Origin of the sequence: Mesorhizobium sp. (assembly GCF_004962245.1) — a bacterium.
In the GTDB taxonomy this organism is placed as follows: domain Bacteria; phylum Pseudomonadota; class Alphaproteobacteria; order Rhizobiales; family Rhizobiaceae; genus Mesorhizobium.
Genome location: NZ_SUHQ01000016.1, coordinates 1 through 22580, shown reverse-complemented (window position 1 = coordinate 22580; position 22580 = coordinate 1). Strand labels below are relative to the sequence as shown.

Annotated in this window: 22 protein-coding genes; 6 read left to right on the top strand and 16 right to left on the bottom strand. The window is 59.5% G+C overall.

Features of this window, described 5'->3' with window-relative positions; genetic code table 11:
* Positions 1-278: 278 nt before the first annotated feature.
* From E5X88_RS17975 to E5X88_RS17945, 7 genes are all read right to left on the bottom strand, one after another.
* Positions 279-617 carry a hypothetical protein gene (locus tag E5X88_RS17975; RefSeq protein ID WP_292163617.1) on the bottom strand — a complete coding sequence of 113 codons (339 nt, stop codon included), beginning with the start codon at positions 615-617 and terminating at the stop codon, positions 279-281.
* A gap of 25 nt (positions 618-642) precedes the next feature.
* Entirely contained in the window at positions 643-1203 is a 561-nt protein-coding gene (locus E5X88_RS17970) for an ATP-binding protein (RefSeq protein ID WP_292163615.1), read from the bottom strand.
* 2 nt (positions 1204-1205) lie between these two features.
* A complete protein-coding gene (locus E5X88_RS17965) occupies positions 1206-3518 on the bottom strand; it encodes a SpoIIE family protein phosphatase (protein WP_292163613.1) in 2313 nt (770 codons plus the stop codon).
* 68 nt (positions 3519-3586) lie between these two features.
* The gene (locus E5X88_RS17960) at positions 3587-4762 is read right to left on the bottom strand and encodes a class I SAM-dependent methyltransferase (protein ID WP_292163610.1); all 1176 of its coding nucleotides are present in this window, start codon (positions 4760-4762) and stop codon (positions 3587-3589) included.
* Positions 4759-5280: a ubiquinone biosynthesis methyltransferase UbiE gene (locus E5X88_RS17955; RefSeq protein WP_292163608.1), complete on the bottom strand. Its 522-nt coding sequence runs from the start codon at positions 5278-5280 to the stop codon at positions 4759-4761. The genes E5X88_RS17960 and E5X88_RS17955 overlap by 4 nt, the downstream gene beginning before the upstream one ends.
* Positions 5281-5558: 278 nt before the next feature.
* Positions 5559-7187, bottom strand: coding sequence for a bifunctional diguanylate cyclase/phosphodiesterase (locus E5X88_RS17950; RefSeq protein ID WP_292163606.1), 1629 nt, complete (start codon positions 7185-7187; stop codon positions 5559-5561).
* 444 nt (positions 7188-7631) lie between these two features.
* Complete coding sequence (locus tag E5X88_RS17945; RefSeq protein WP_292163604.1) at positions 7632-8822, bottom strand: helix-turn-helix domain-containing protein; 1191 nt, start codon at positions 8820-8822, stop codon at positions 7632-7634.
* Positions 8823-9004: 182 nt separating this feature from the next.
* On the opposite strand from E5X88_RS17945, the gene E5X88_RS17940 reads away from it, so the two are divergent.
* Both E5X88_RS17940 and E5X88_RS17935 read left to right on the top strand, forming a co-directional pair.
* Positions 9005-9307, top strand: a complete 303-nt coding sequence (locus E5X88_RS17940; RefSeq protein WP_292163602.1) for a hypothetical protein — start codon at positions 9005-9007, stop codon at positions 9305-9307.
* 112 nt (positions 9308-9419) lie between these two features.
* Positions 9420-9650 carry a hypothetical protein gene (locus E5X88_RS17935; protein WP_292163601.1) on the top strand — a complete coding sequence of 77 codons (231 nt, stop codon included), beginning with the start codon at positions 9420-9422 and terminating at the stop codon, positions 9648-9650.
* A 455-nt stretch (positions 9651-10105) separates the two neighbouring features.
* Here E5X88_RS17935 and E5X88_RS17930 read toward each other — a convergent pair whose 3' ends face one another.
* A complete protein-coding gene (locus E5X88_RS17930; RefSeq protein ID WP_292163600.1) occupies positions 10106-10711 on the bottom strand; it encodes an NADPH-dependent FMN reductase in 606 nt (201 codons plus the stop codon).
* A gap of 92 nt (positions 10712-10803) precedes the next feature.
* Here E5X88_RS17930 and E5X88_RS17925 point away from each other — a divergent pair, with 92 nt between their 5' ends.
* Positions 10804-11172, top strand: a complete 369-nt coding sequence (locus E5X88_RS17925; RefSeq protein ID WP_292163599.1) for a helix-turn-helix domain-containing protein — start codon at positions 10804-10806, stop codon at positions 11170-11172.
* Between the two features lie 30 nt (positions 11173-11202).
* Here E5X88_RS17925 and E5X88_RS17920 read toward each other — a convergent pair whose 3' ends face one another.
* From E5X88_RS17920 to E5X88_RS17895, 6 genes are all read right to left on the bottom strand, one after another.
* A complete protein-coding gene (locus E5X88_RS17920) occupies positions 11203-11487 on the bottom strand; it encodes a hypothetical protein (protein ID WP_292163598.1) in 285 nt (94 codons plus the stop codon).
* Positions 11488-11658: 171 nt separating this feature from the next.
* The gene (locus tag E5X88_RS17915) at positions 11659-12054 is read right to left on the bottom strand and encodes an acyl-CoA thioesterase (protein WP_292163597.1); all 396 of its coding nucleotides are present in this window, start codon (positions 12052-12054) and stop codon (positions 11659-11661) included.
* 274 nt (positions 12055-12328) lie between these two features.
* Positions 12329-12859, bottom strand: coding sequence for a dihydrofolate reductase family protein (locus E5X88_RS17910; protein ID WP_292163595.1), 531 nt, complete (start codon positions 12857-12859; stop codon positions 12329-12331).
* A 379-nt stretch (positions 12860-13238) separates the two neighbouring features.
* On the bottom strand, positions 13239-13787 hold the full coding sequence (locus E5X88_RS17905) for a dihydrofolate reductase family protein (RefSeq protein WP_292163592.1): 549 nt from the start codon (positions 13785-13787) through the stop codon (positions 13239-13241).
* A gap of 229 nt (positions 13788-14016) precedes the next feature.
* Positions 14017-14943: an SRPBCC family protein gene (locus E5X88_RS17900; RefSeq protein WP_292163590.1), complete on the bottom strand. Its 927-nt coding sequence runs from the start codon at positions 14941-14943 to the stop codon at positions 14017-14019.
* The gene (locus tag E5X88_RS17895) at positions 14940-15281 is read right to left on the bottom strand and encodes a metalloregulator ArsR/SmtB family transcription factor (protein ID WP_292163587.1); all 342 of its coding nucleotides are present in this window, start codon (positions 15279-15281) and stop codon (positions 14940-14942) included. The genes E5X88_RS17900 and E5X88_RS17895 overlap by 4 nt, the downstream gene beginning before the upstream one ends.
* 614 nt (positions 15282-15895) lie before the next feature.
* On the opposite strand from E5X88_RS17895, the gene E5X88_RS17890 reads away from it, so the two are divergent.
* Complete coding sequence (locus E5X88_RS17890) at positions 15896-18088, top strand: adenylate/guanylate cyclase domain-containing protein (protein WP_292163585.1); 2193 nt, start codon at positions 15896-15898, stop codon at positions 18086-18088.
* A gap of 11 nt (positions 18089-18099) precedes the next feature.
* Here the strand turns inward: E5X88_RS17890 and E5X88_RS17885 are convergent, their stop codons facing one another.
* Both E5X88_RS17885 and E5X88_RS17880 read right to left on the bottom strand, forming a co-directional pair.
* Complete coding sequence (locus tag E5X88_RS17885; protein ID WP_292163812.1) at positions 18100-18558, bottom strand: YHS domain-containing (seleno)protein; 459 nt, start codon at positions 18556-18558, stop codon at positions 18100-18102.
* An 82-nt stretch (positions 18559-18640) separates the two neighbouring features.
* Positions 18641-19231 (bottom strand): ankyrin repeat domain-containing protein, encoded by a 591-nt coding sequence (locus tag E5X88_RS17880; protein ID WP_292163811.1) that lies wholly within the window; start codon positions 19229-19231, stop codon positions 18641-18643.
* Between the two features lie 350 nt (positions 19232-19581).
* Here E5X88_RS17880 and E5X88_RS17875 point away from each other — a divergent pair, with 350 nt between their 5' ends.
* Both E5X88_RS17875 and E5X88_RS17870 read left to right on the top strand, forming a co-directional pair.
* Positions 19582-21198, top strand: coding sequence for a GMC family oxidoreductase N-terminal domain-containing protein (locus tag E5X88_RS17875; RefSeq protein WP_292163584.1), 1617 nt, complete (start codon positions 19582-19584; stop codon positions 21196-21198).
* On the top strand, positions 21195-22406 hold the full coding sequence (locus E5X88_RS17870; protein WP_292163582.1) for a mandelate racemase/muconate lactonizing enzyme family protein: 1212 nt from the start codon (positions 21195-21197) through the stop codon (positions 22404-22406). The genes E5X88_RS17875 and E5X88_RS17870 overlap by 4 nt, the downstream gene beginning before the upstream one ends.
* The last annotated feature ends 174 nt before the right edge of the window (positions 22407-22580 follow it).

Sequence of the window (22580 nt, the reverse complement as noted above, 5' to 3'; positions counted from 1 at the left end):
CCACCTTTTACCGCGCAGTGGCGGCTGATCGGCACAGGCAGCCCGACATCCCCCCAACCGGAACGCCTGCCGCCTGTGCCGAGCCCCCGCTAAGCCACTGTGGCCGAGCCCCCGCTAAGCCATCCCGAACATCTACGAACAAGGCCGGGTTGTCGTTACCTTCGCGTCCTAATACTTATCTTGGCGTACATATCTCGCTCGGCGCGGCGCACTTGCACCGTCCCGACTGGCCTGTGCCATCCGGATTGCCGCCAGCCCACGCAGTCCGGGGGACCTGGTCAGTTCATCAAAAGCACCAGGGCGGGATGTAGCTTCTTCAGATTCGGCAATGATTTCGATTGCCAGGGTATGTCAGGCGTTCCACGTACGATGAGTCGAACATCGGGATGCTTGCGCACCTCGATGGTAAATTTCGCCAAGAGGTTGATGCCTGAAGAGTTGAGAAATTCAAGGTCCGTTAAATTGAGCGTAATAGAAGTAGGTTTCGAGTCAAGAACCTTCATCAACAAAGACAAAATTGGCGCATAGGCCTCAAAACTGGCCAACCTCATGATGCCATCAAAAAAAATCTCGCTCGCTTCGCTCCACACGCGATATTGTGCTGTCGTTATTTCCATGTTGTGAGTTCGTTTCATTTAGTTATCAGTTATGAATTTGTGTGATCGGAATCGAAGCATATGTTTCCAGGCAAACCAAATCCCTTTCATCGACTGGGCTGAAGATCCAGGCCAGACTCGCGCCATAATCGCTCATCAACGTTAGCAATCCAAGACCGGAACGTGTCGTCTCAGGGTCCGCGGCATTCGCTTCGATCCGTTGAATCAGGAGTTCACCCGGATCACCGACTGTGATCTCCGACAGAAGATTTTGAAATTCAACGGTGGTTTCGCCATCGACAACGTTCGAGACCTTGACCTTGAAACTTTCTGAGTCGATGGCCGCCTCGATCGTGATCTCGCCCGGTGCACGAAACTTGACCGCATTTTCAATGAGTTCGTTGACCAGATAGCCGATGCTGTGTCGTACTTCCCTGTGGTCGTTGCGAGATGACAGAAAGCGAAGGGCGAAAAGGTCTGCGATGAAGTCCGAGGTCGTAGCGCAATGATGCCAACTCAGGTCGAGAGGTCCGTCGAACAGTCGCACGCGACTGGCCCTCTCCCCCATTCCGATTGCAAGGCCGGCTGTTCCGAACAGTGTTGTCATTCCTACTTGTGCCTCATGATCACGAGGGTGATGTCATCGTGGATTTTCTGAGTTCCGATATGGGCCATCAGATCCTCAATAATTCCAGTTTTGATCTCCTCGGCGCTCCCGCGATAATAATGGCGCGCGCTGAAGCAAAGGCGTTCTAAACCGAACAGTTCGCCACCCTGATCTTCCGCTTCGGTTACGCCATCGGTGTGGAGCACGATCACGTCGCCACTGTTGAACGGAATGTCGCGTGTTGCGATGAACGGCAAGATGTCACGTTCGAGGCCGATCGGCAGACCCAGATCGATCGTGTCGATCCGCTCGATCTCTCCGTTTGCACGAACGACAAGAACCTCCTCGTGCTGCCCTGACAGGGTCACCTGCTCATTCTCAAAGTCAAGAAAGGCTAGGGAGAGATGCTTGTCGGTGCTGGTCCGTTCGATGTTTTTATAGATGGCTCTGTTCAGTCGATCGAGGAACTGACGTGGATTGTCCTCGCCAGTCTCCTGCAGTGCGCGTGCGACGGATTGAACCATCAACATCAGCACACCGCTCGCCAGCCCATGACCTGTCACATCGCCGATCCCGATCTTGACCCGCGACCCTTCTTGCAAGACGTCGTAGTAGTCGCCGCCTACTTCGTCGGCCGGCCGCATGTAGGCGGCGATTTCTACCCCTGGGATCGCTTCGAGTTCGCTGGCTCTCGGCAGAACCATCATCTGGATCTGTTTGGCAACTGCAAGCTCTGCACCAAGGCGGACGTTCTCATCTCGCAGTTTGCCGTTGAGGGCGGAGATCTCTTGATTTGCGCCTTCAAGCTCCTTCGTTCTTTCATCAACGAGATGCTCGAGGTTTTCCGTATGGAAGCTGATCTGCTCTGCCATCCGGTTGAACGCCTCCCCAACCTCTCCAACTTCGTCGCGCGTCGGAATGCTTACCCGGACTGAATAGTCTTTCGCCTGCAGCCGCTTGGCGGCTCCGGCAAGCGCACTGAGGCCTGCAGTGATCCGCTTTGAAATTCCGAAGACAGCCGCAAAGACGATCAGGAGCGAAACGATAAGTGCGATGACCTGGGTGATCAGGATCCGGTTGGTCGCGCTGGAAATGCTCTGCTGCGCTGCAAGGAGGGAAGCATAGATTTCCCGTTCGGGGACGACGAAGCCAAGCATCAGGGTTTCGGCCGTGATGGACCCCTTACTATTCCAGAGATTGACTGCGTTTAGCCGGCGAAGTGCGACCATGTAAGGTTCGGCCTTGCCGTTCTCCTCAATCGAAATATGCTTGATGACCGTCTTGTCGTCGACGGGAAGTTCGAGCGCTGCGACGGTCGCGTGCGTACTCTTTTTGAGCGAGCGGTCGAGGCCGGTAACGCCTTGACCTGCCGCACCACTCGCGATCTTGAGCCCGAGCGTTTTCTCGCCTTCAGGCTTGATCGCGAGCACATTGCCGTTCGACATGGTGAGAAAACCGAAGCCCGTATCGGCGACCTTCACGCTTTCGACGATGTCAGCGAGCTGATCGAGCGTCACGTCGGCAGCGACCATGCCGGCGACATCACTGCGGTCTTTCGTCCAGAGCGGATGGAAGAAGCTCACGATGAGCTTGCCGGTAATCGCGTCGATATAAGGAGCAGTCGCAGTGATGTCGTCGCCCTTTACGGGGCGCGAATCCGGCTCCCTGATCCAGCCCTCCCAGCCTTCATAGACGCCAGGAAAGAAGAAATCCCAGAAATTCGCGTTGTTGTGGCCCGGATAGAGCTTGTCGAAGGTCTGCGCCTGATCGGAATAAGGTGTCGTGCGCATGATCGGTCCTGCCTTCGGCCCAACGTAATAGACCTGCAGCTTCTTCGCGCCTGTTGCCATCTGGCTCGTGCCAAAAATATCGAAGACTGCACTCTCCTGGATGTCGCGGAGAATTTCGGGCTTCGGTTGGTGATCTGCGGAGAGGAGATATCCCCAGACACTCATGACCGAAGGTGACCCTTGCCGGGTCTGCACCCAGTTTCCCGTGGCGTCATAGACAAGCGGCGCATTAAAATAGGGGTTCTTCGCCAGCGCCTTGCCGATCGCATCTTTCGCTTCCGGATCATCGATTAGTCTCTGCATGGAGCCTGCAAGTGCGGTCACCTCGGAGTGCATGCGGTCGAAGAGCAGATCGGCGCGCAGCGCCGTCGTCTCGATATAGTTCTGGAGGTATTCCTGGGTCGCCTTGGTGAGGCCGCTCTCGATCTGCTGCGTCGCATCGCGGGAAAGCCGGTTCACGTTCCACAGGGCGACGCTGCCGCCGACGAGGAGATCGAAGAGCACCGCCCCACCTACAATGAACATGAATTTCGCGCGGAAGCTGTTTAGGTGGAAGACGGACCAGGGTCTAGGCGGAGTTACATCCGAGTCGGTCATAGCGGCTTGCGTCCCGATGCAACCCAGATCGGCCAGCCGGCATAGCCCTTGGGGTGGAGCGCAGCGAAGATATGATCCTGGAAGCCCTGTCGGAACCGTCTGATAAATGCCGGTGGGTCACCTCGCTTGGTCGCCATCTCGCCCGCATAGACGTTCTCCCATGCCGCAATGACATCCGCGAAGTCTTGCGGATCGCCGTCGTGGTTGGTGACCATGAAGGATTCGACTCGAATGTCTTCGAATCCCGCTTCGATCAGGTATCGTCGGCTCTTGGGGCCAAGCTCGATATCCATCTGGAAGTGCGCCCAGAGCTTGGCAACTTCGTTATAGGTCCACTGGATGCTGTCGGCACGCGGTTCGCCCAGACAGTGCGAGTTCTTTTCATTTGTGATGTAGACGCGTCCGCCCGGCTTGCAGATGCGGAAGAGTTCTTTGAGGATCAGCTCGGGGTTATTGAACACCTGCAGCGAATGGCGGCACGTGACGAGATCGAACTGATCGTCCTCGAGCAGCATTTCTGACGCATCGCCATAAGTGTACTCAATCCCCTTGATGTCGAACTCCGCCGCCACGATTCGCGCATAGGCGAGGCTTGTCCTGGCGTGATCGAGGGCGACGATCCGCGACGGCTCGAACTCCCTCTGCACGAGCACGGCGAAATCCCCGATTCCGCAACAGATGTCAGCCATGACAATACCGGGTTGCATGCCATGTCGCGGCAGAATTGTGCGCTCGTGACGCCAGGTCAACTTCGTCTGTGTGCGGAGGATCGGAATGAACCCGCCTTCTTCAAGGAAGGTCTGTCCCGGATAGAACTCGCTGTCATACTCCTCAACCGTGATGTTTGGTTCAATTCCGCTCAAGCGACCGAATTTTCGCGTCGTCCATCCGACGACGCTTGACGTGATGACCACAAATTTTAGATCGGATCGCGCGCGACAGGCGTCAATGATGACCCGCGAGAAGGCGTGAAACGCGGTGTTGTTCATTTGCGTCAGGCGTCTGATATTCACATATAGTATACCGCGCACACGATCGATGGAGTCCTTCAACAGGGCAATGCTGGGCGCAAGCTCATCAATTGACTGAGGCCGCACTATCCCCGAAATAGAGAACTCCTGATCGTTGATGTCGTATTGCGTTTCGAAACGCGGGAGAAGGTAATGGTTCAATTTGGCAGGCCCTCAAGCGGAAGATCCACGACAAGCGTGATCGTATCAGCGCCGGCTTCATCGAGTCGGAATGTCGCGTTGTAGTCAATGGCCAGTTCCAAGAGTACAACTTCACGGCTGGGCGCGAGGTCCCCGGACACCGAATTGAGGTATCGCTCCCTGACCTCGGATCCTGCGACTTGCGACACGGCTTCTTCGTAGAATTGGCGCTCTTCCGGCACGCAAGGGAATGTCAATTCGATCCTATCCGTCGCGCCATGGCGAGACACCCTGCATGCCAATTCGCCGTCGGCATGGCGCGTACGAAAGGCGACTTCCAGCAATTCGTTGAAGGCAGAAGAAAAGAGATTTGAATGCCGGACCGAGTCTGATCTGTTTTGACTGATCATACGGGCCATGTATGTCGAGACATAATCGCAGTGTCTCCAGGCGGAGACAAAAGTTTTTATTTCCATGTCGATCTGGATCATGGGCGCAAAAGTCGGCTCGCCAGCCAGCTCATGATGAACAGGTCCCATCGGCATCCTCCCTTGTTCCATCAGTATTGAGCCCTCGCGCGGTGATGGCCTCCGCGACGAAGAATTTCACCGCGCGCCGTGATGAGTCACTCTCGCACCGACTCGAAGAATTGCGCGGTATCTGCCTCGATCGTTTCCACAAATCTCCACTTCAGCGTTAACAAAGGGTGCAAGGCGCTAGAACAATTCCTAGAAAAGTGCGTAGCGGTTTTCCGTCAGGAATTGCGTAAAAGCAAATACTTAGAGCGGATCGGCGATTCTATCAAAGCTGAACCGCCCTAAACTGCCCGATTTGATTCCTCCATCGCTCGCACCAACCTCAGTGGGGACCGTCTGATGAAATCGCTGGTTGCCTCGGCTCCGAGCGGCCGTCCCAGGAAATTACCTTGCAGGCAATCGCAATTCTCCTTGATCAGCCACCGGGCCTGCGCCGACGTCTCGACCCCCTCGGCGGTAACGCTTATTCCCAGGCCGTGCGCCAGATTTATGATCGATCGCACGATCGTCTGGCTTTTGAGATCGGTCGTCAGGTCCGCAATGAAGTACTGATCTATCTTCAACGTATCGAAGGGAAAGTTCTTGAGATAGCTCAACGATGAATAGTATGTCCCAAAATCGTCGAGCGATATTCGTATTCCCAAGACGTTTAGAGTGTTTAATGTGTCGATATTGTCGATCGTCTTCTCGAGAAGAACCGTCTCGGTTATCTCGAGTTCAAGTCGGTCGGCCCGGATTCCAACTGCGTCGATGATCTGAGCGACTGTGTCCGTCAGCGAACCGCCAAGGAACTGAGCCGGCGACAGGTTCACTGCGACCGTCAGCGAGGAAGGCCACGTCAATGCCTGGCGACAGGCTTCCTCGAGCACCCATCGTCCAATCTCGTCCATCAGACCGTCGGCTTCGGCGATCGGTATGAACACGCTGGGTGGAATGACTCCGGTCTCGGGGTGCCGCCACCGCAGTAGCGCTTCGAAACCGATCACCGACGCGGGAGACCGAATGAGCGGCTGATACTCCAGATAAAGCTCGCCCCGTTCCAGCGCGGTTCGAAGGCTGCGCCTCAGGTTCTCGCGCTGCTCGAGCAAGAGCAGCATCGAACGATTGAACGTTCGAGCGCAACCGCGTCCATCCGTCTTGGCCGCGTAAAGAGCAATGTCCGCGGCTTTCATCAGCTGCTCGCCATCGGTCCCGTGCTCCGGCCCGAAAGCAATTCCGATACTTGAGCCGACGAAGACGGGAATGCCGTTGATGACGAACGGCTCCTTGAACGCGTCGACCAGCAATCCGGCGAGGCGCTCGGCTTCCGCGGGCTGATCCTTTCCCAATTGGATGACGGCGAACTCATCGCCGGCATACCGGTATGCGGATTCGCCGTCCTGCAGCGCGTCGCGGATTCGACCCGCCGCGAGCTGGAGAAGCGTGTCGCCTGCTCCATGACCGAGCGTGTCGTTGACCGCTTTGAAATCGTCAAGGTCGATTTGCAGCAGGGCGGCTTTCAGCTTTGGTCTGCCGATGGCCGCCAGTGCCTGCTGCAGCCGCTCGCCGAATCGCCGCCGGTTCTGCAGTCCGGTCAGCACGTCGTGCGTCGCCTGATGGAGCAGAATAACATGCTCCTGCTCCTCCGCTGCGCTCCGCCCGCCGTGCCCCCTTGATTCGATAATTCCGACACCATTCGCAGTGCCGAAGACGAAAACGGACCGGGGCACTTCGCCCGATGATCGCGGCAGGTCGATGCTCGCCGGAGAGCCGCCGTGGAATACACGAAGAAATTCGTCGCGATACCTCGCATCGAGGAAGCTCGGGTAGATCTCCCAGACGGCGACGCCCGGGGCCACCGCGCCTCCGTACACGCCTTTGAACCTGGCTGCGTAGTGCGTCAGTTGGAAGTCGCGGTCATAGAACGACAAGAGTTCGGTCGTGTTCGCCAAAAGGTCAGCGAGAAGCGCTTCGCCGGCACCAGGACCATCGCTCGAGGAAGGCCCATCACTCTCCGTGCCGACACCTGATGCCTCCGGGTGCAAGAGCCACCTCCATGGGCGGTGCAGATTCGCGTCCCCCAGTCTAGAAATAGCATAACTGGCAAGCTTGGCAAACTTTCGAACCGCATTCTCAACAAGCGCCGCGTGCGGCGTAATTGCAATGCACGCTCCGCTTCGATTGGCGGTAAATTATTGATAGTGATAGACAGTCACGGTTCGTTGATAAATCGGGAAATGGTGGGAATACAGCTATATGATTGACGCTGCGGTGGACGCGATTCGAATATTGTGTCCATGAGGCGACGCGGCCTTCCCGGTCCGGCAAGCCTGTTTTGAGCCCGCCGCATCTCAAAACATCGCCCGATCCTAGACTCAGCTTCCGAGCGCTTTTAGCCAACCTTCAAAGGACGAGGCCTTCTCGTGCTCCGCAGGCGAGACTGAGTAGGAGGGGCGCGGCAACACCACCGAACTTCGGACTTCGCGGGGGCTGTAACCGAATTCCTTGCTGAATGCCCGGCTGAAATTAGCCGCTGAACTAAACCCGACTGCTTCGGCGATAGTGACAATGCGCCGGCTGTCCACCGGATCGCTAAGCGCGACATGGGCTGCCAGAAGCCGGCGACTTTGTATGTAGTGGAGAACACCACCGCTCGGTTCGAACAACTGATAGAGACGAGAGCGCGAAACGCCGAGCGCCCGGCACATTGAATCCGGCGTCAGATGAGCCGCATCCAGATTGTTGTGGACGTATCGACGCGCCCGCTCCATCAGCGCGACACTCGCCAATTGCTCGGTGGCCGCGGCATGTTCCGCCGGGGGCGAGAGGCAGGCGATGATCATGCTGCGTGTCGCGTGTACGATGCGGGGAAGATCGTCAGCCGTGAGACTGCGCAGTCTTGCTTCGATGCTGTTAAGGTAGTCAAGCAAGAGGTCGGCAAAGTTGCCAGACAGAATTGAATTGTTCTTTGCGTCCAGGCTTGTCGTCGCATCGGAGAACAAGTCACGCGGCAAATAGAGGAAGAGACTTTCGGATTCCGTCGTCCTCCCGCGAAACGGGTAGCCAAGCGATCTGATCTCCAATTTGCCCGGCAGGTTTTCCACGACGCGGCGATCGACCTCCGTCCACGACCGGCCAGTATGTGGCACAGCGATGTACCAATGATCGATTGAGCTGGACCGAAGCTTCGCGGCAGAACGCACATAACTATGTGCCGGTGCGCGCTGTTGAACGATCAGCATGCCGCCGAGGTTCCAAGTGGTGTGGGCGGCGGGAAAGCCATCGTCGAGCGATTTGTCATCCGGCAATTTGACCTCGACGAGCGGTGCCATATGCGCCTGCCAAGCGGCGAATTGATCCCCTGGCGCCAGTTCGAGCGTTGAAAAGAGCAAAGGTACGAGCGCCGGCGCAAGTGACGGGGCAGCCTCATTGTTAGCTTGAACGTCGCGCGGCCAACGACGTCGATCACGCTTCGGCGCCTGCCTCGCAAGCGCCTCGTCCTGCCTCTTAGCGTTCATCGCGTGGTGCCATATCCGATTCGGGTATGCCCAGCCCGCCTCAATCATGTGGTGTACCACAGGCATCTGGCAAGACTAGCGGAACGCGAGTCCACAGAAGCGGTCATCACGCCGGATTGCAGTAAGAAATGCATTCGGAGATAAGTTTCTGGATGCGGCGCTAACGACACTCTTCAACCTGGTGCGTATAGAATCTGGCATCATGAAAGCGTAGTTGAGGAGACCACGAAATGAACGCAAAGCTCAAAGGAGAAGCCCGCCGCAAGATCATTCTTGATGGATATTTCAATAACGAACCTTTGAAAGATATTGCCGCCAAGGTCGGATGCTCGCTGGCGAGTTTAAAGGTCAGCGCCAGTAAACTCGGCTGCACTCGCACCCCAAGGGCGGCGGCTGAATTTCGACGCGGCTTCCATGTCCCCGAACACAAACGGCAAGATTACTACCAGCTGATGATCGCTGGGCAGTACAAGGCCCGCGAGTGCGCGCAGATCTTGGGACTCTTGACGATGGAATCATCAGGGGCCGAGTAGTCGTACTACAATTCCGTCGACGAAGTCGTCCCTCAGGCATTCCATCGGTTCAGCGGATCAGTAGGAAGCCCGCCGCAAAGCACGGGTGACGGGCCCTGAAAGGTTCGCACAGATGCTGCGTCGGCGTTTCAATCGCACCTGCCTCAGCCCTCACGACTTGGCTATCTGCGAACGCGTGTTCAATAAGGTCTGCGCGGATGAAAATCTCGACCCGTTGGAGCCGGACGCCGAAATTCTGGCGGTGATGGTTGTGGCCATCTTTCGAAATGCTCACACCAGCGAGCGCGAACTGCTGGAGACTGTCAGGTCTCGACGGCAAAAGGGCGCGGGAACCGCGCATTAGTGCATGTCGTCCAAAGGTGCGCAGCGGTTTTGCTACAACGAGATGGATAAAAGCAATAACCTAAGGCGCGTCGCATGAATCCGTTCAGTCGCGACGCGCTTTGGCCAAGGCACCGGACTTGAAAACCGGCGCGGGCACAAGTTCACGGTGGTTCCAATCCTTCAACCCCACCTGCTTGTCCCACCTGCTTGAATGTCTGCCATCGCTTTTTGGATGCTGGAAGCTGCCTGTCCGTTCTTCGGCCCCGTAGCGGTCATCATATGACCCCGCATCCGACTGGCCGCCCGCATCGGCGCGGCCAGCACCACGCCGTAGAGCTGAACGAATTGGACCGCCTCGCCGGTTGCATCATCAGGCCTGGGCAGGCGCTACAACCGGCCAATGGCCTTCACAAACCAAAGGGGCGACGCAAGCGCCGCCCCGGATCCTTGGGAGGATGATTTCGAACCGGCGGTTCAGGCCGCCTTGACTTCTTCATTGATCGCGTCGGCCTGACGCGCTGCCTTCAACGCCCTTGCCCACCATGCGATGTCGTTGATGAGAGCGGTGGCGGACTGGTTCAGGTGCTCGATCTCGTCGAGCTTCTTTTCACCTTGCCTGACGGCGAGGAAATCGGCCCACGAAATATGGACGGCAGACTTGACCGGCGCCATCTGCAGCTCGACGGCATGCATCCGGAGCTGCTCGACGGCACGCGCGCCGCCGACGGCGCCATAACCGACGAAGCCGGCTGGCTTCTTGTTCCATTCATTGGCGGCGTAGTCGATGGCGTTCTTCAGGACGGCCGTCGGACCATGATTGTATTCGGCGGCGGTGAAGATGAAGCCGTCGAATTCGGCGACCTTCTTCTGCCAGCGCTGCGCCACTTCGTTCTGCGACGGCGCCCAGGCGGACGATGCGACCTCGTCGAAGAACGGCAGCGGGAAGTCGCGCAGGTCGACCACTTCCACGTCGATGTCGGCATGCGACTTGGCGATCTTGGCGATCCACTGGGTCGGCACGTCGGCGAAGCGTGCGGCGCGGGTCGAACCGACGACAATGGCGATTTTGGGTTTGGACATAGAGGGGCTCTCCTTTAGGCAAATTTCTGGTATCGTTTAGATACCTGAGCTATATGAGTGACTGTGCCCACGAGGCGCAAGGAGGCACCTTTTTGATACCAAGGCACCCGCACCGCACCGAGGACTGCCGCGCCATCTCGGAAATCCTGCAGCGCGTCGGCGACAAATGGACCGTGCTCGTCGTCGGCAAGCTCGGTGACGGGCCGCTGCGCTTCAACGAATTGCGCAGCGCCGTCGGCGGCATTTCGCAGAAGATGCTGACCACCACCTTGCGCGGGCTGGAGCGCGATGGCTTCGTCACCCGCACCGTGTTCCCGACCATTCCGCCGCGCGTCGACTATGAGCTGACCGACCTTGGCTACGAGCTTCTTGTGCCGGTCGGTGCACTTGGCGAATGGGCGCGCAAGAACACCGAACGCGTCAAGGCGGCGCGCGAAAAGTTCGACAGTATGCACGCTTGAAACCCTTGACCTGCAAGGGTTTTCGCACGGCTACACTCTCGCAGTTGAGTCCTGCTGCGGTATCTGCATGTTGGACTTCGGCAGTTCTCGATCCGGGTCCATTTTCGGGTTGACCAGCTTGCCGCCGACCGTGCACGCCGTCTCCTGCGGCAATGGCTCACCGTCGTGCCGCCGCACGGCGTCGCCCGTGCGGATTTCGCGCCTGGCCACCTGCCCGTTGATGATGCGGTTCTGCGACACGCAGGCGGCGCCTAAGTCACTCTTTTTGACCTCGGCAAAAGCGGCTGCGGATGGCAGGGGAAGCAACACGGCCAAGCGCTCGCCACGGCAGCGTTCAGGATGTGTTGACGCATTGTCTCTCCTGGGAGGTCCTTCGGCCGCGCCCACGAACGCTTGGCGGGGACACGGTCAGGCAAAAACCACGCGAGATCGCTGCCCGCGCGGCAGAGACGGCCATTCAATTCGGACTGTGAAAAATCGAGCCGGTCAGCCTTCGGCCGGGACCGCCTTCGGCCTGCCTTCGCTGTCCAGCGCTACCATGACGAAGTCGGCATGGGTGACCTTCTCCATTAGGTCGGAGAGGTAGCGTTGCGCCCAGGCCTCGACCTTGAGCGTCATCGAGGTGCGGCCGACGCGCTCGACATGCGTATAGATGCACAGCGTGTCGCCGACCTTCATCGGCTTGGCGAACGACATCTCCTTCACCGCCGCCGTCACGACGCGGCCCTTGGCACGCTCGGCGGCACGGATGCCGCAGGCAAGATCCATCTGCGCCATCACCCAGCCGCCAAAGATATCGCCCGCCGCATTGGCGTCCGAAGGCATGGCCAGCGTCCTGAGCGTCAGATCGCCGAGCGGCCGTCCATCCGCGTAATGCACCATGCGCCAAATTCCTTGAGATCGATCTACTCCCGATCCCGTATCGGGATGGCGGTGACCCGTCAACGCGCCACAAGCCGGGGGTAGCATGATTTGAAATTCGGCAACCGGGTGGGACGTTGCCGTTCGGCTCATCTGCCCAGAACGAGCACGTTGCGCCAATTGCAGAAGCTTGGTGACAACATGCTAACGTCTTGAGCGCGAGAAAGCAGACCTTCCGCTGACGACCCGAAGCGGACCTGACGCGTCGGCGCAGTCTGTCGGGCGAGTCGCGTGATCAGGCAGGAACGTACGTCAACCTGATCGCGTCCTCGCCAATTCGATCGCTGGCCATAAGGCGGAGCGGCGGCCGGGGACCGGCGAAGAATGGCTTGCCGCGACCAAGCACGACGGGGTGGAAGTAGAGTCGATACTCATCAACAAGACCAAGGTCGGTCAGGCTTCGCGCCAGGTCTGGTCCGGAAACGGCAATCTCCCCAGCGAGCTGAGCCTTCAGCCCGCGTATCACCGTCTCGATGTCATCCGAAACAAGCGTGGCGTTGGGGCCGACTGACTTCAACGAGCGCGATACGACCCACTTCGGTTGGCTCCTCCACGCCGCCGCGAACTCGTGTTGTTCTGCACTCCACTCAGGACGGTCTTCGTCCCAATACCGCATCACCTCGTACATGCGGCGACCGTACACACTGCCGGTCAGGTCGCGCACGTGCTCTATCCAGTGACGAAAGAGCGCGGGATCAGGCGCAAATTGCTGGTGGTCGACGTAACCGTCCAGGGACTGATTCATTCCGAAGACGAGCTTCGCCATGCTGCAAAATCTCCATCCCAGGGTCTTCAGAATAGCTTGAGCCGCGGTTACGCGGAAGTGAGGTTGGGCACAAACTGCGCGCCGCCTTGTCGGTATGACGAACAGCCAGAGGTCCGCTAACACCCGATGGAGCCTTATATAGCTGTTCCAGTTTGGGCCGACCGCGGATCGTCCGATTCCGGTCCGCGTCCAAGGCTGCCGCTCAGCTACCCGTCCCCATTCAGCTGTTCCGAGCTGGCCGCGCCAAACCCATAAGCGGTCATTCGCACATTTAAGGTGATGGCAGCTACGCTCCTTGGCCGCCGATCGTCAGGAACGCGCCGCTTCCCCAGGCCCTCCTTTCGACAAGCCTGGTAGACGGGAAAGGGAGGATCGATCGTCATTGTCTGCTCTCCGGCGCGTAATGGAGGATGACAACACCTGACTTGAGCGTCCTCGTCTCCAGATGCTTCAGGGGTATCCGGTTCGGGCCGCCCTTGAAGAGCGGCGTGCCTCTCCCGAGAATGACGGGGTTGATCCCGAGGTGATACTCGTCGATCAGGCCGTGCTCCAACAGGGTCGCCGTGAGGTCGGCGCTGCCGAACACGAAGATGTCTCCGCCGTCCCTGGTCTTCAGCTTGGAGACTTCTTCCGCGACATTGCCGTTGAAGAGCTTCGTGTTGTTCCAGTCGGCGCTTTTCAGCGTGCGCGAGAAGACCACCTTCTCGATCTTGTTCATGAAGTCCGCGATCCAGCCTTGCTCGGACGGCCAATAGGCTGCCATGAGCTCGTAGGTCACGCGGCCGAAGATCAGCGTGTCGGCCTTTTCCTGGGTCTCACGAATGTAGTTCTCGAGTTCTTCTTCGAAGACGAACCAGCTGATGTCCCTGTCCGGACCTTCGAAGAAGCCGTCGACGGTCACCATGTCCCATATGATCAGTTTTCTCATAGAACCCTCCGCCTCGTGTATCCCTTTGTGAATTCTCGGCTCTGTCCCGCGAAGCGGAAGCGCATGTTGGTGATCCGCCCCGCTTCCGAGACCTCGGTCTTCTCCAGCCTGACCAGCTCGATGCCCTTCTGACTGAAGAGGCGGATGCCGTCGCTGATGAGGACGGCGCGATATGGATGAGGACCTCGTCCACAAGCCCTAATTCGGGCCGACGGGAAGTCGCGGCATTTCAGCGGGAGGCGACGAAGCGTTCCAGTTTGCCCAGAGTTTGCAGTCCCAGTTCCACGGCACCGAAGCCCTTCGCCTCCTGGAACTCGGCAGCCGTGCTGAATACCATGCCCAGCGTTACCTTCGTTGCCCCGTCCTGATCCTCGAACGAGGCCCAGGCGTCGGCATGTTTCGGCCCGTTCTCGCCCCAATGCAGCGTATAGCCGATCCTCTCCTCGGGCCGGACCTCGTCATAGAGATGGTGGTTCGGGAAGACCGTGCCGTCAGGCGCGATCATGTCGAATACCCATTCGCCGCCCGTTCGCAAGTCGATCCTCTTCGTTCGACAGGAGAAGCCTTCCGGCCCCCACCATTGCGGCAGCGTTTCAGGGTTCATCCACGCGCCCCACACGATGGACCGCGGCGCCTGAATCACCCGCTGCAGCACCATGGTCCGTTCAGCCGCGCCCGCGAGGTTGTCTAGTCCCGCGCCGAAGCCTTCTCGATAGCCTGCCTCCATGTCCTCCGCCAGCGAGGAAAGCTGCACCGTCAGGACCAACCGGCTGCGTTCGTGCGTGCCTGAAAAATCGGCCGTCACCAGCGCTGCCGATTGCGTCACTCCACCGGACGAGACCACCTCGTAGTTCACGCTGCGCGCCGCTGGCTGCAACTCAAGCCAGCCGCACTCGCAACGGATGTCTGGCTGACCCTCCACCTTGCAGAGCGAGACCTCGCGTCCACCCACCCTGGTGTCAGCTTCCAGAAACTCCACAGTCACGGAGGGCGATGGCGCAGCCCAGACCGCCCGCGCGACGGGAGCCGTCCAGGCCTGCCACAGTACGGCCAATGGCGCGGCCACGTCCCGTTCGAAGGTGAGCGTCGCAAAGCGGCCCTTCCTATCATCAAGCACCGCACGGGCCGCACTGTCTGTAGCAAGGTTCTGTGTCATTCTTCGCTTTCCTTCATCACTTGCATCACAAATGCATCCAACCGGTCGAGCCGAGCCTCCCAGATGGCCCGCTGTTCATCGAGCCATGTCCGCACCGGATCCAGAGCCTCGGGTACGATGGCGCAGGTGCGTATCCGCCCGTCCTTGGACGTGGTGATCAACCCTGCCTCCTCCAGCACGGAAAGGTGCCGCATCACCGTGGGCAGCCGTAGTCCCGTGGGCCCAGCCAGATCCGTCACCCGTGCGGGTGTTTCGGCGAGCCGGGTCAGGATCGACCGGCGGGTCGGATCAGCGAGCGCGTGGAAGAGCAACGAGAGATCCGGATCATGCTTAGCCATGTCGCTAACTATCGCCCAATTGCCGGTGGCGCAAGCGAAAACTTCGTCAAGTCGCTAAGTTTTTTCCGCCCAAACGCGCCGAGTGGAGCAGGCGGCTTCCGTTGCCGAGTCCGCTGAGAAGTTGCTCGCAGCAATGCGAGCGCAGGCCGACACCTGCAATCGAAGGCAAATTCCTGAAGCCGCCAGTCCGCTTTCCGCCAGTTCGCGGCGTTGCCGACACTGCGCTGGTGGATATGGAAGTGGAAGTAGGTTTCCGTCTCGATTGGGGCACGGAAGCGGACGGTCGGCTTTCAGCCCGTTAAAGGGGTGGAAGCGGACATTCAGGACCTTGGGGAGCATCGACGCGATCTGACCCCATTCCGGTCATTCCCAGAGCATTTCGGCGTCTCCAAAGCGGACACTCAGCCAAGCCGGCGCTGATGACCTAATCGGAAATCTTGTCGAGAGAGCTTTCCGTTCAGAACTCTCGTGGATGGAAGGACCGGCGCGTTGCGTATGCCGAGTAACCCCGCCATCCGCTAGCTATAGCTAAAGCACGCTCGCGTCCGAAGCAGGACTAGAATAGGGTGAAAGGTAAAGCCGCTACGACCGACCAGGGAAGGCGCACGGCACGTATGGACCGACGGCTTACGGCAATACTTGCTGCCGACGTGGTTGGCTACAGCCGCCTCATGGGCGAGGACGAGGTAGGCACGCTCGAGGGACTGAAGAGCTGCCGTCGCGAACTGATCAACCCCGAGATCAAGAAGTACCACGGCCGCATGATCAAGCTCATGGGCGACGGCGCGCTCGTCGAGTTCGCCAGCGTCGTCGATGCCGTCCAGTGTGCTGCTGTAATCCAGCGCCGGATGGCCGACCGCAACAAGGGCACCGCCGAAGCCCGGCAAATCCGGTTTCGCATTGGTGTCAATCTCGGTGATATCATCGTTGAGGGTGACGATATCTACGGCGACGGGGTAAACATCGCCGCCCGTCTGCAGGCGATCGCAGAGCCCGGCGGAATTTGCATCTCCGGCACGGCGTTCGATCACGCAGCGCACAAAGTGGATGTAGGCTTTGCCGGTCTGGGAGAGCAGCGCCTCAAGAATATCGCCGATCCGATTCGCGTCTATCGGGTCCTGCTAGATCCCGGACAATCGGGGAAGATCGTGGCCGCGCCACACCGGCCGGGCTCATGGATCATGATTTTGGCAGGAATCGCGGCGGTCCTGTTGATCGGCTTGGTTGTAGGCATCTTTGCCTGGCAGAGGCCCTCCGCGCTTCAACGACCATCCGTTGCGGTCCTGCCATTTGCAAACCTAAGCGGCGATCCGAGCCAGGACTATTTTGCCGACGGCATCACCGAGGACTTGATTACCGACCTTGCCAAGCTTTCAGGCCTCGATGTCATCGCTCGCAATTCGGTTTTTGCCTACAAAGGAAAGCCCCTCGTTTTGGCCGATGTCGGACGCGATCTTGGCGTGCGGTTTGTCGTTGACGGCAGTGTAAGGCGGACCGGCGATCAAATCCGCCTCAATGCGCAGCTAATCGACATAGCCACTGGCGACAATCTGTGGGCCGATCGGTTCGATCGCGGCATCGCGGAAGTGTTTGCCGTCCAGGACGAGATGGGCCGGGAAATCGCCAAGGCGCTCGGCGTCCAAGCTTCGGCAGCCGAGAGCGAGCGAATGGCACGCCCGCCGACTGCAAATCTCGAAGCCTATGATACCTACCTGCGTGCGGAGCGGGAGGCGCGCACCGGTCGAGGCGACGGATTGCGCGAGGCGCTTGCGCTCTATGAGAAGGCGCAGAAGCTCGACCCTGCCTTCGCCGAGGCCTTCGCCGCCGACGCACGGCTGAGTGTCTATCTTTGGCGCACTGCCTCCGATGATATCATTCAGAGCGCGCTTGCGCGAAAGAGAGCATATGAGAAGGCAAGCCGTGCTTTGGAGCTCGATTCGGAGTTTTCATCGCCCTACGCCGTTCTCGGGATTATGCAGGTCATGGATCGCCGCTATGAAGATGCGATCATCTCGGCGGAGCGTGCTGTCGCATTAGGCTCCGGAGACGCTGCGACGCAAATTGCCGTTGGTTATATCCAGCTGTTCGCCGGCAATCATAACGAAGCGGCATTAGCCGTCGAGACGGCATTGAAGCTTGATCCCAATCTGGCTCCGATAGACCGCGAGGTTGTCGGAGTTGTCTTTCTTTTGCTCGGGGACCCCAGGAAAGCCATTGAGACTCTCGAGCGCGCTCGCGACGATGCTCCAGAGGCGGGCAGCCTTAGGATTCTGCTCGCAGCGGCCTATGCCCGCGCCGGCCGCTCAGAGGACGCCAAAGCGGCGATTGCGGACGGCCTCCGGCTGGTGGGGAGGACCGAATCCTTGGCTCGACTGCGGTCGTTGGACGCGTTTCGGAATCACTATGCCCATCTTCGCCACGCTGAAGATTTGGCGCCGATCATCGACGCCCTACGCCTGGCAGGATTGCCCGAATGGCCGTTCGGCTTCACCGCTGATGAACAGGACCGGTTGAACGGCGCGGAAATCGCATCTCTTGTTGTTGGCAAGACCTTGACAGGCAACCTCGAACCCGACGGGCTTCCAGCCATTATGCAGATAGAACAGGACGGCACGGCAGTCTTCCGCACGATGACACGAATGCTCACCGAGAGGGTCTACGTCGATGGCGACCTCTTATGTGAGCAGAGCGAAAATATGTTTGGTCGCCCCATCTGCGGTCCCGTCTACAGACGCAGCGACGCTGCCGGCAACGGGTATTCTTATGTCAATACAGGTATGGTGTTTCACTTCGTGACAGTGAATTGAGCTCGCAAGTCTCAGGGGTTATTGATCACGTTCCAATCCGGCTCATCGACTGCCAACTTTGCTGCGACGACCGGCCATTTAGCGTCGCCCTTCGGAACAAGATCATCGGCATTGTCCGCAAAGGCGGCCGCGTTCCCTTCGTCGTAGATCAGGTAGAGCTTGCCATCGATGATCTTGAACGCTTCCGGATCGACATTGACGGTGACGGATTCATTGAGTGCGACCTCGCCCGCGCAGTAACCACCGTATTGAGGAGCGTATTTGGCAGGTTCGCTCTTGAACATTTCCTTGTGTTCCTTGCTGGCGAAATGCCATGGCGTGCCAACCCACTCGTAGGAAAATTCTTCGGAACCCTTTACGGCCTTGCCTTCAGTGAAATAAGCGACCGTGTCGTAGCCCATGATCGCCACGCCGCCGAAATAGCCAGTGTTCACCGAGTCGTCGGCGAAAGCGGAGCCTGCACCGGCCATCAGGCCCAGCGCACACACGACTGCCGACGCCGAATTGCGAACCAGTCTCCTCGTGATCGATATGTTCATCTGCGTTCTCCGTTCAATCGTGGATGGCTTCGCACTTCGCAGCGTTCGCTTCGCCAAGGACTTTCGCCTGGCACGTGGCGCCATGCCGTTTGAATAGTTTTATGATGTCGGTATTACCCTTCCAGAACGCGCGGGTAATCGGCATGTAGCCATGACCCTCGGCACGGTTCACATCCGCACCTTGCGCAATGAGGAATTCTGCCAGTTCGACATGGTTTTCCTCACCCGCTATCACCAAGGGTGTGACCCCAGACTTGTTAGCCGAGTCCTCGAGCACCGCGCCCTGTTCGAGCAACAGCTTGGCGATCGGGAGGCTTCCAGAAAACGCAGCCGCATGGAGGGGGGTAAACCCACCGGAATTGCGCGCCATGACGTCGGCGCCCTTGCTCAGCAGGAATTCCGCAATGGCAAGCTGATCGTCGAGAGCAGCAGCGATGAGGAGCGTTGCCTGGTCGCGTGCCCGGCTGTCGACGTCGGCACCGCCTGCCAAGGCTTGCTCCACGGCACTCTTGTCGCCAGCAGCGATGGCGTCGAACAACGACTCACCTGCGACTACTCTTGTAGCCGCCAATACCAGCATAGTAAGTGCCAGCAGTCCGCGCATCGTGTAGAATAGCATATTAGCTTCGAGTCATACAAGCTGCATTGGGCTCACCGGGGCAGATGCCGGCGGACAGCGCGGCCGGATGTCCGCTTTTCGGATGCGGCTATGGTCTGCTCATCGGCCGATATCAGGCGCGAAGCCGACATCTCTGATGGGTGTCGCAAACGTCCGCTTTGGGTCATCGGCATGAATTCGGCCGGGGCGAACGAGCGTCCGCAATGGTCGTAAGCTGAAATTCAACTGAGTCCCGCCGGTCGCTTTTTTCACAAGCCATGCCGGAAGGCACGGTGACGCGGCGCGCTCACCCCGTCTAGGGTAGAACCAGAATTCCGGAGCCGGCCACATCCACCATGCAGACCTATGATTTCATCGTCGTCGGCTCCGGCTCGGCCGGCTCGGTTCTGGCCGAAAGACTGTCGGCCTCGGGCCGCTTCTCGGTTTTGGTGCTCGAAGCCGGCGGCACCGACCGCCGTTTCTACGTGCAGATGCCGCTCGGCTACGGCAAGACCTTCTTCGACCCCGCGGTCAACTGGAACTACAAGGCCGAGCCGGATCCGGGCCTGACCGGCAACAGGGATCACTGGCCGCGTGGCAAACTGCTCGGCGGCTCCAGTTCGATCAACGCCATGGTCTGGATCCGGGGCGCGCGCGAGGATTTCGACGCCTGGGCGGCGGCCGGCAACCCCGGCTGGGGCTTCGACGATCTCCTGCCCGCCTTCAAGGCGCTCGAGGACAATGAGGCCGGCGCCGATCGCTGGCGCGGTGTCGGCGGCCCGCTGCACATCACCGACTGCTCGAGGGCCGTCCATCCGCTGACCAAGCACTATCTCGCGGCCGCCAACCAGGCCGGCCTGCCGCTCAACCCGGATTTCAACGGCACGTCCCAGGAGGGCGTCGGCGTCTACCAGATCACCACCAGGAACGGCCGCCGTATGTCGGCCGCCCGCGCCTTCCTGCGGCCGGCGATGAAGCGAAAAAATGTCCGCGTCGAGATGAATGCGCTGGCAACCAGAATCCTGTTCGAGGGCAAACGCGCCGTCGGGATCGAATATCTCCAGAACGGCGAGACCAGGACCGCCCGCGCCGGCCGTGAGGTGATCCTGTCCGGCGGCTCGATCAACTCGCCGCAGCTGCTCCAGCTCTCCGGCGTCGGCCCCTCGGCGCTGCTCGGCGCTCTCGGCATTCCTGTCGTTCATGCCAACGAGAATGTCGGGGCGAACCTGCAGGACCATGTCGGCATCAACTACACCTTCAAGGGCAAGCTGCCGACGCTCAACCAGATCCTGCGTCCCTGGTGGGGCAAGCTCATGGTCGGCATGCAATACATCCTGATGCGCTCCGGTCCGCTGTCGCTGTCGATGAACAATGCCGGCGGCTTCTTCCGCACCGACCCGGCGCTTTCACGGCCCAACATGCAGCTTTATTTCCAGGCGTTCTCGACCGTCATCCCGAAGAGCGGCGAGCGCCCGATCCTGACGCCCGATCCATGGCCGGGCTTTTCCATCGGCCTGTCCAACTGCCGTCCGTCGAGCCGTGGCGAGATCATGATCCGCTCCAGCAATCCGCGCGACTATCCAAAAATCGTCGCCAACGCCTATTCGACCAAGGCGGACGTGACTGAGATGCTGGCGGCGGTGAAGTTCGTGAGGAAGATCGCTTCGATGCCGGCGATGGCCGACATCATCGAGGAAGAGGTTTTGCCTGGTCCGTCGATCACCTCCGACGCCGATCTGATCCAGGATTTCAGGAAGCGTTCGGGCACCGTCTACCACCCGGTCTCGACCTGCCGCATGGGGCCGGTTTCTTCGCGCGCGGTGGTCGACCCACGCCTGAAGGTGCATGGTCTTGAGTCCTTGCGCGTCATCGACGCCTCGATCTTTCCCGATAACATCACCGGCAACACCAACGCCGCCTCGATCATGACCGGATGGAAGGGCGCCGAACTGGTTCTGGAGGATCAGAAATGAAAATCACCGACGTAAAAACCTGGGTTGTCGGCAACCCGCCGCCCGGCATCGGCGGCAAGTATTTCATCTTCGTCAAGCTCACCACCGACGGCGGCGTCGTCGGTTATGGCGAAGCCTACAACGCCACCTTCTCCGCCCACGTCACCGCGAGAATGGTCGAGGACATGGCCGAGCGCTATCTCGTCGGCCGCGATCCGCACGACATCGAGAACTTCTTCCGCCGCGCCTATTCGTCTGGCTTCACCCAGCGCCCGGACGTTTCCGGCATGGGCTGTTTCTCGGCGCTCGAAATGGCCTGCTGGGACATTATCGGCAAGGAAGCCGACAAGCCGGTCTACAAGCTGCTCGGCGGCCAGGTGCACGAGACGCTGCGTTCCTACACCTACCTCTACCCGCACACCGGCAGCGTCCATTCGGAGGACGCACGTGGCAAGAACGTCTACAACGACCCCGACATGGCGGCCGAATGCGCGCTCGAATATGTCGAGCAGGGTTTTAACGCGGTCAAGCTCGACCCGGCCGGCCCTTACACCGCCTTTGACGGCCATCAGCCGCGTCTCGTCGACATCGACCTCTCCGCCCGCATGATCAAGGCGATCCGCGAGGCGGTCGGCACAAGGGCCGACATCCTGTTCGGCACGCATGGCCAGTTCACCGCATCGGGTGCGCTGCGCATGGCCCGCGCCATAGAACCCTACGATCCGCTGTGGTTCGAGGAGCCGGTGCCGCCCGATATGCCCGAGGTGATGGCGCAGGTGGCGCGCGGCACGTCTATCCCCATCGCCACCGGCGAACGGCTGACGACCAAGTTCGAATTCGCCCGTGTCATCGAGAACCGCGCCGCCACCATTTTGCAGCCCGACCTCGGCCGCTCCGGCGGCATTCTCGAAACCAAGAAGATCGCCGCCATGGCCGAGGCCTATCACATCCAGATCGCCCCGCACTGCTATTGCGGGCCGATCGTCGGTGCCGCCAACATCCAGCTTGCCGTGACCTTGCCCAACTTCCTCATCCTGGAATCGCTGAAGCAGTGGGACGGCTTTCACGAGAAGCTGCTGAAGAAGAAGATCGAGTGGCAGGACGGCAACGTCATCCCGTCGAAGGAACCCGGCCTCGGCGTAGAGTTGAATGAAACCGTCTGCGAGGCGCATCCCTGGGCCGGCACGGATCTGCATCTGCAGATGATGCAGACGCCGTTGATGCCGTAAAGCGCTGCGCCGCCTAGTTCCTCTGCACAGAGGATTTGGCTCTTTACCTGAGCCTGAAGGAGGCCGTGATGGTTGCCGCCGACCGATCTCCAACTGCCAATCTCCAAAGCTGGCGATTGGCCATCAGCCACCATGCCTTCGTCATCCCAGGGCGGAGCAAGGAGCGAAGCGACG

What these genes read in the sequence shown, in the direction of transcription:
- E5X88_RS17975 (WP_292163617.1), bottom strand. Translation starts at nt 617, where the DNA reads ATGGAAATAACGACAGCACAATATCGCGTGTGGAGCGAAGCGAGCGAG.
- E5X88_RS17970 (WP_292163615.1), bottom strand. Translation starts at nt 1,203, where the DNA reads ATGACAACACTGTTCGGAACAGCCGGCCTTGCAATCGGAATGGGGGAG.
- E5X88_RS17965 (WP_292163613.1), bottom strand. Translation starts at nt 3,518, where the DNA reads ATGTTCATTGTAGGTGGGGCGGTGCTCTTCGATCTCCTCGTCGGCGGC.
- E5X88_RS17955 (WP_292163608.1), bottom strand. Translation starts at nt 5,280, where the DNA reads ATGGGACCTGTTCATCATGAGCTGGCTGGCGAGCCGACTTTTGCGCCC.
- E5X88_RS17945 (WP_292163604.1), bottom strand. Translation starts at nt 8,822, where the DNA reads ATGATTGAGGCGGGCTGGGCATACCCGAATCGGATATGGCACCACGCG.
- E5X88_RS17940 (WP_292163602.1), top strand. Translation starts at nt 9,005, where the DNA reads ATGAACGCAAAGCTCAAAGGAGAAGCCCGCCGCAAGATCATTCTTGAT.
- E5X88_RS17935 (WP_292163601.1), top strand. Translation starts at nt 9,420, where the DNA reads ATGCTGCGTCGGCGTTTCAATCGCACCTGCCTCAGCCCTCACGACTTG.
- E5X88_RS17930 (WP_292163600.1), bottom strand. Translation starts at nt 10,711, where the DNA reads ATGTCCAAACCCAAAATCGCCATTGTCGTCGGTTCGACCCGCGCCGCA.
- E5X88_RS17915 (WP_292163597.1), bottom strand. Translation starts at nt 12,054, where the DNA reads ATGGTGCATTACGCGGATGGACGGCCGCTCGGCGATCTGACGCTCAGG.
- E5X88_RS17910 (WP_292163595.1), bottom strand. Translation starts at nt 12,859, where the DNA reads ATGGCGAAGCTCGTCTTCGGAATGAATCAGTCCCTGGACGGTTACGTC.
- E5X88_RS17905 (WP_292163592.1), bottom strand. Translation starts at nt 13,787, where the DNA reads ATGAGAAAACTGATCATATGGGACATGGTGACCGTCGACGGCTTCTTC.
- E5X88_RS17900 (WP_292163590.1), bottom strand. Translation starts at nt 14,943, where the DNA reads ATGACACAGAACCTTGCTACAGACAGTGCGGCCCGTGCGGTGCTTGAT.
- E5X88_RS17895 (WP_292163587.1), bottom strand. Translation starts at nt 15,281, where the DNA reads ATGGCTAAGCATGATCCGGATCTCTCGTTGCTCTTCCACGCGCTCGCT.
- E5X88_RS17890 (WP_292163585.1), top strand. Translation starts at nt 15,896, where the DNA reads ATGGACCGACGGCTTACGGCAATACTTGCTGCCGACGTGGTTGGCTAC.
- E5X88_RS17885 (WP_292163812.1), bottom strand. Translation starts at nt 18,558, where the DNA reads ATGGCCGGTGCAGGCTCCGCTTTCGCCGACGACTCGGTGAACACTGGC.
- E5X88_RS17880 (WP_292163811.1), bottom strand. Translation starts at nt 19,231, where the DNA reads ATGCGCGGACTGCTGGCACTTACTATGCTGGTATTGGCGGCTACAAGA.
- E5X88_RS17875 (WP_292163584.1), top strand. Translation starts at nt 19,582, where the DNA reads ATGCAGACCTATGATTTCATCGTCGTCGGCTCCGGCTCGGCCGGCTCG.
- E5X88_RS17870 (WP_292163582.1), top strand. Translation starts at nt 21,195, where the DNA reads ATGAAAATCACCGACGTAAAAACCTGGGTTGTCGGCAACCCGCCGCCC.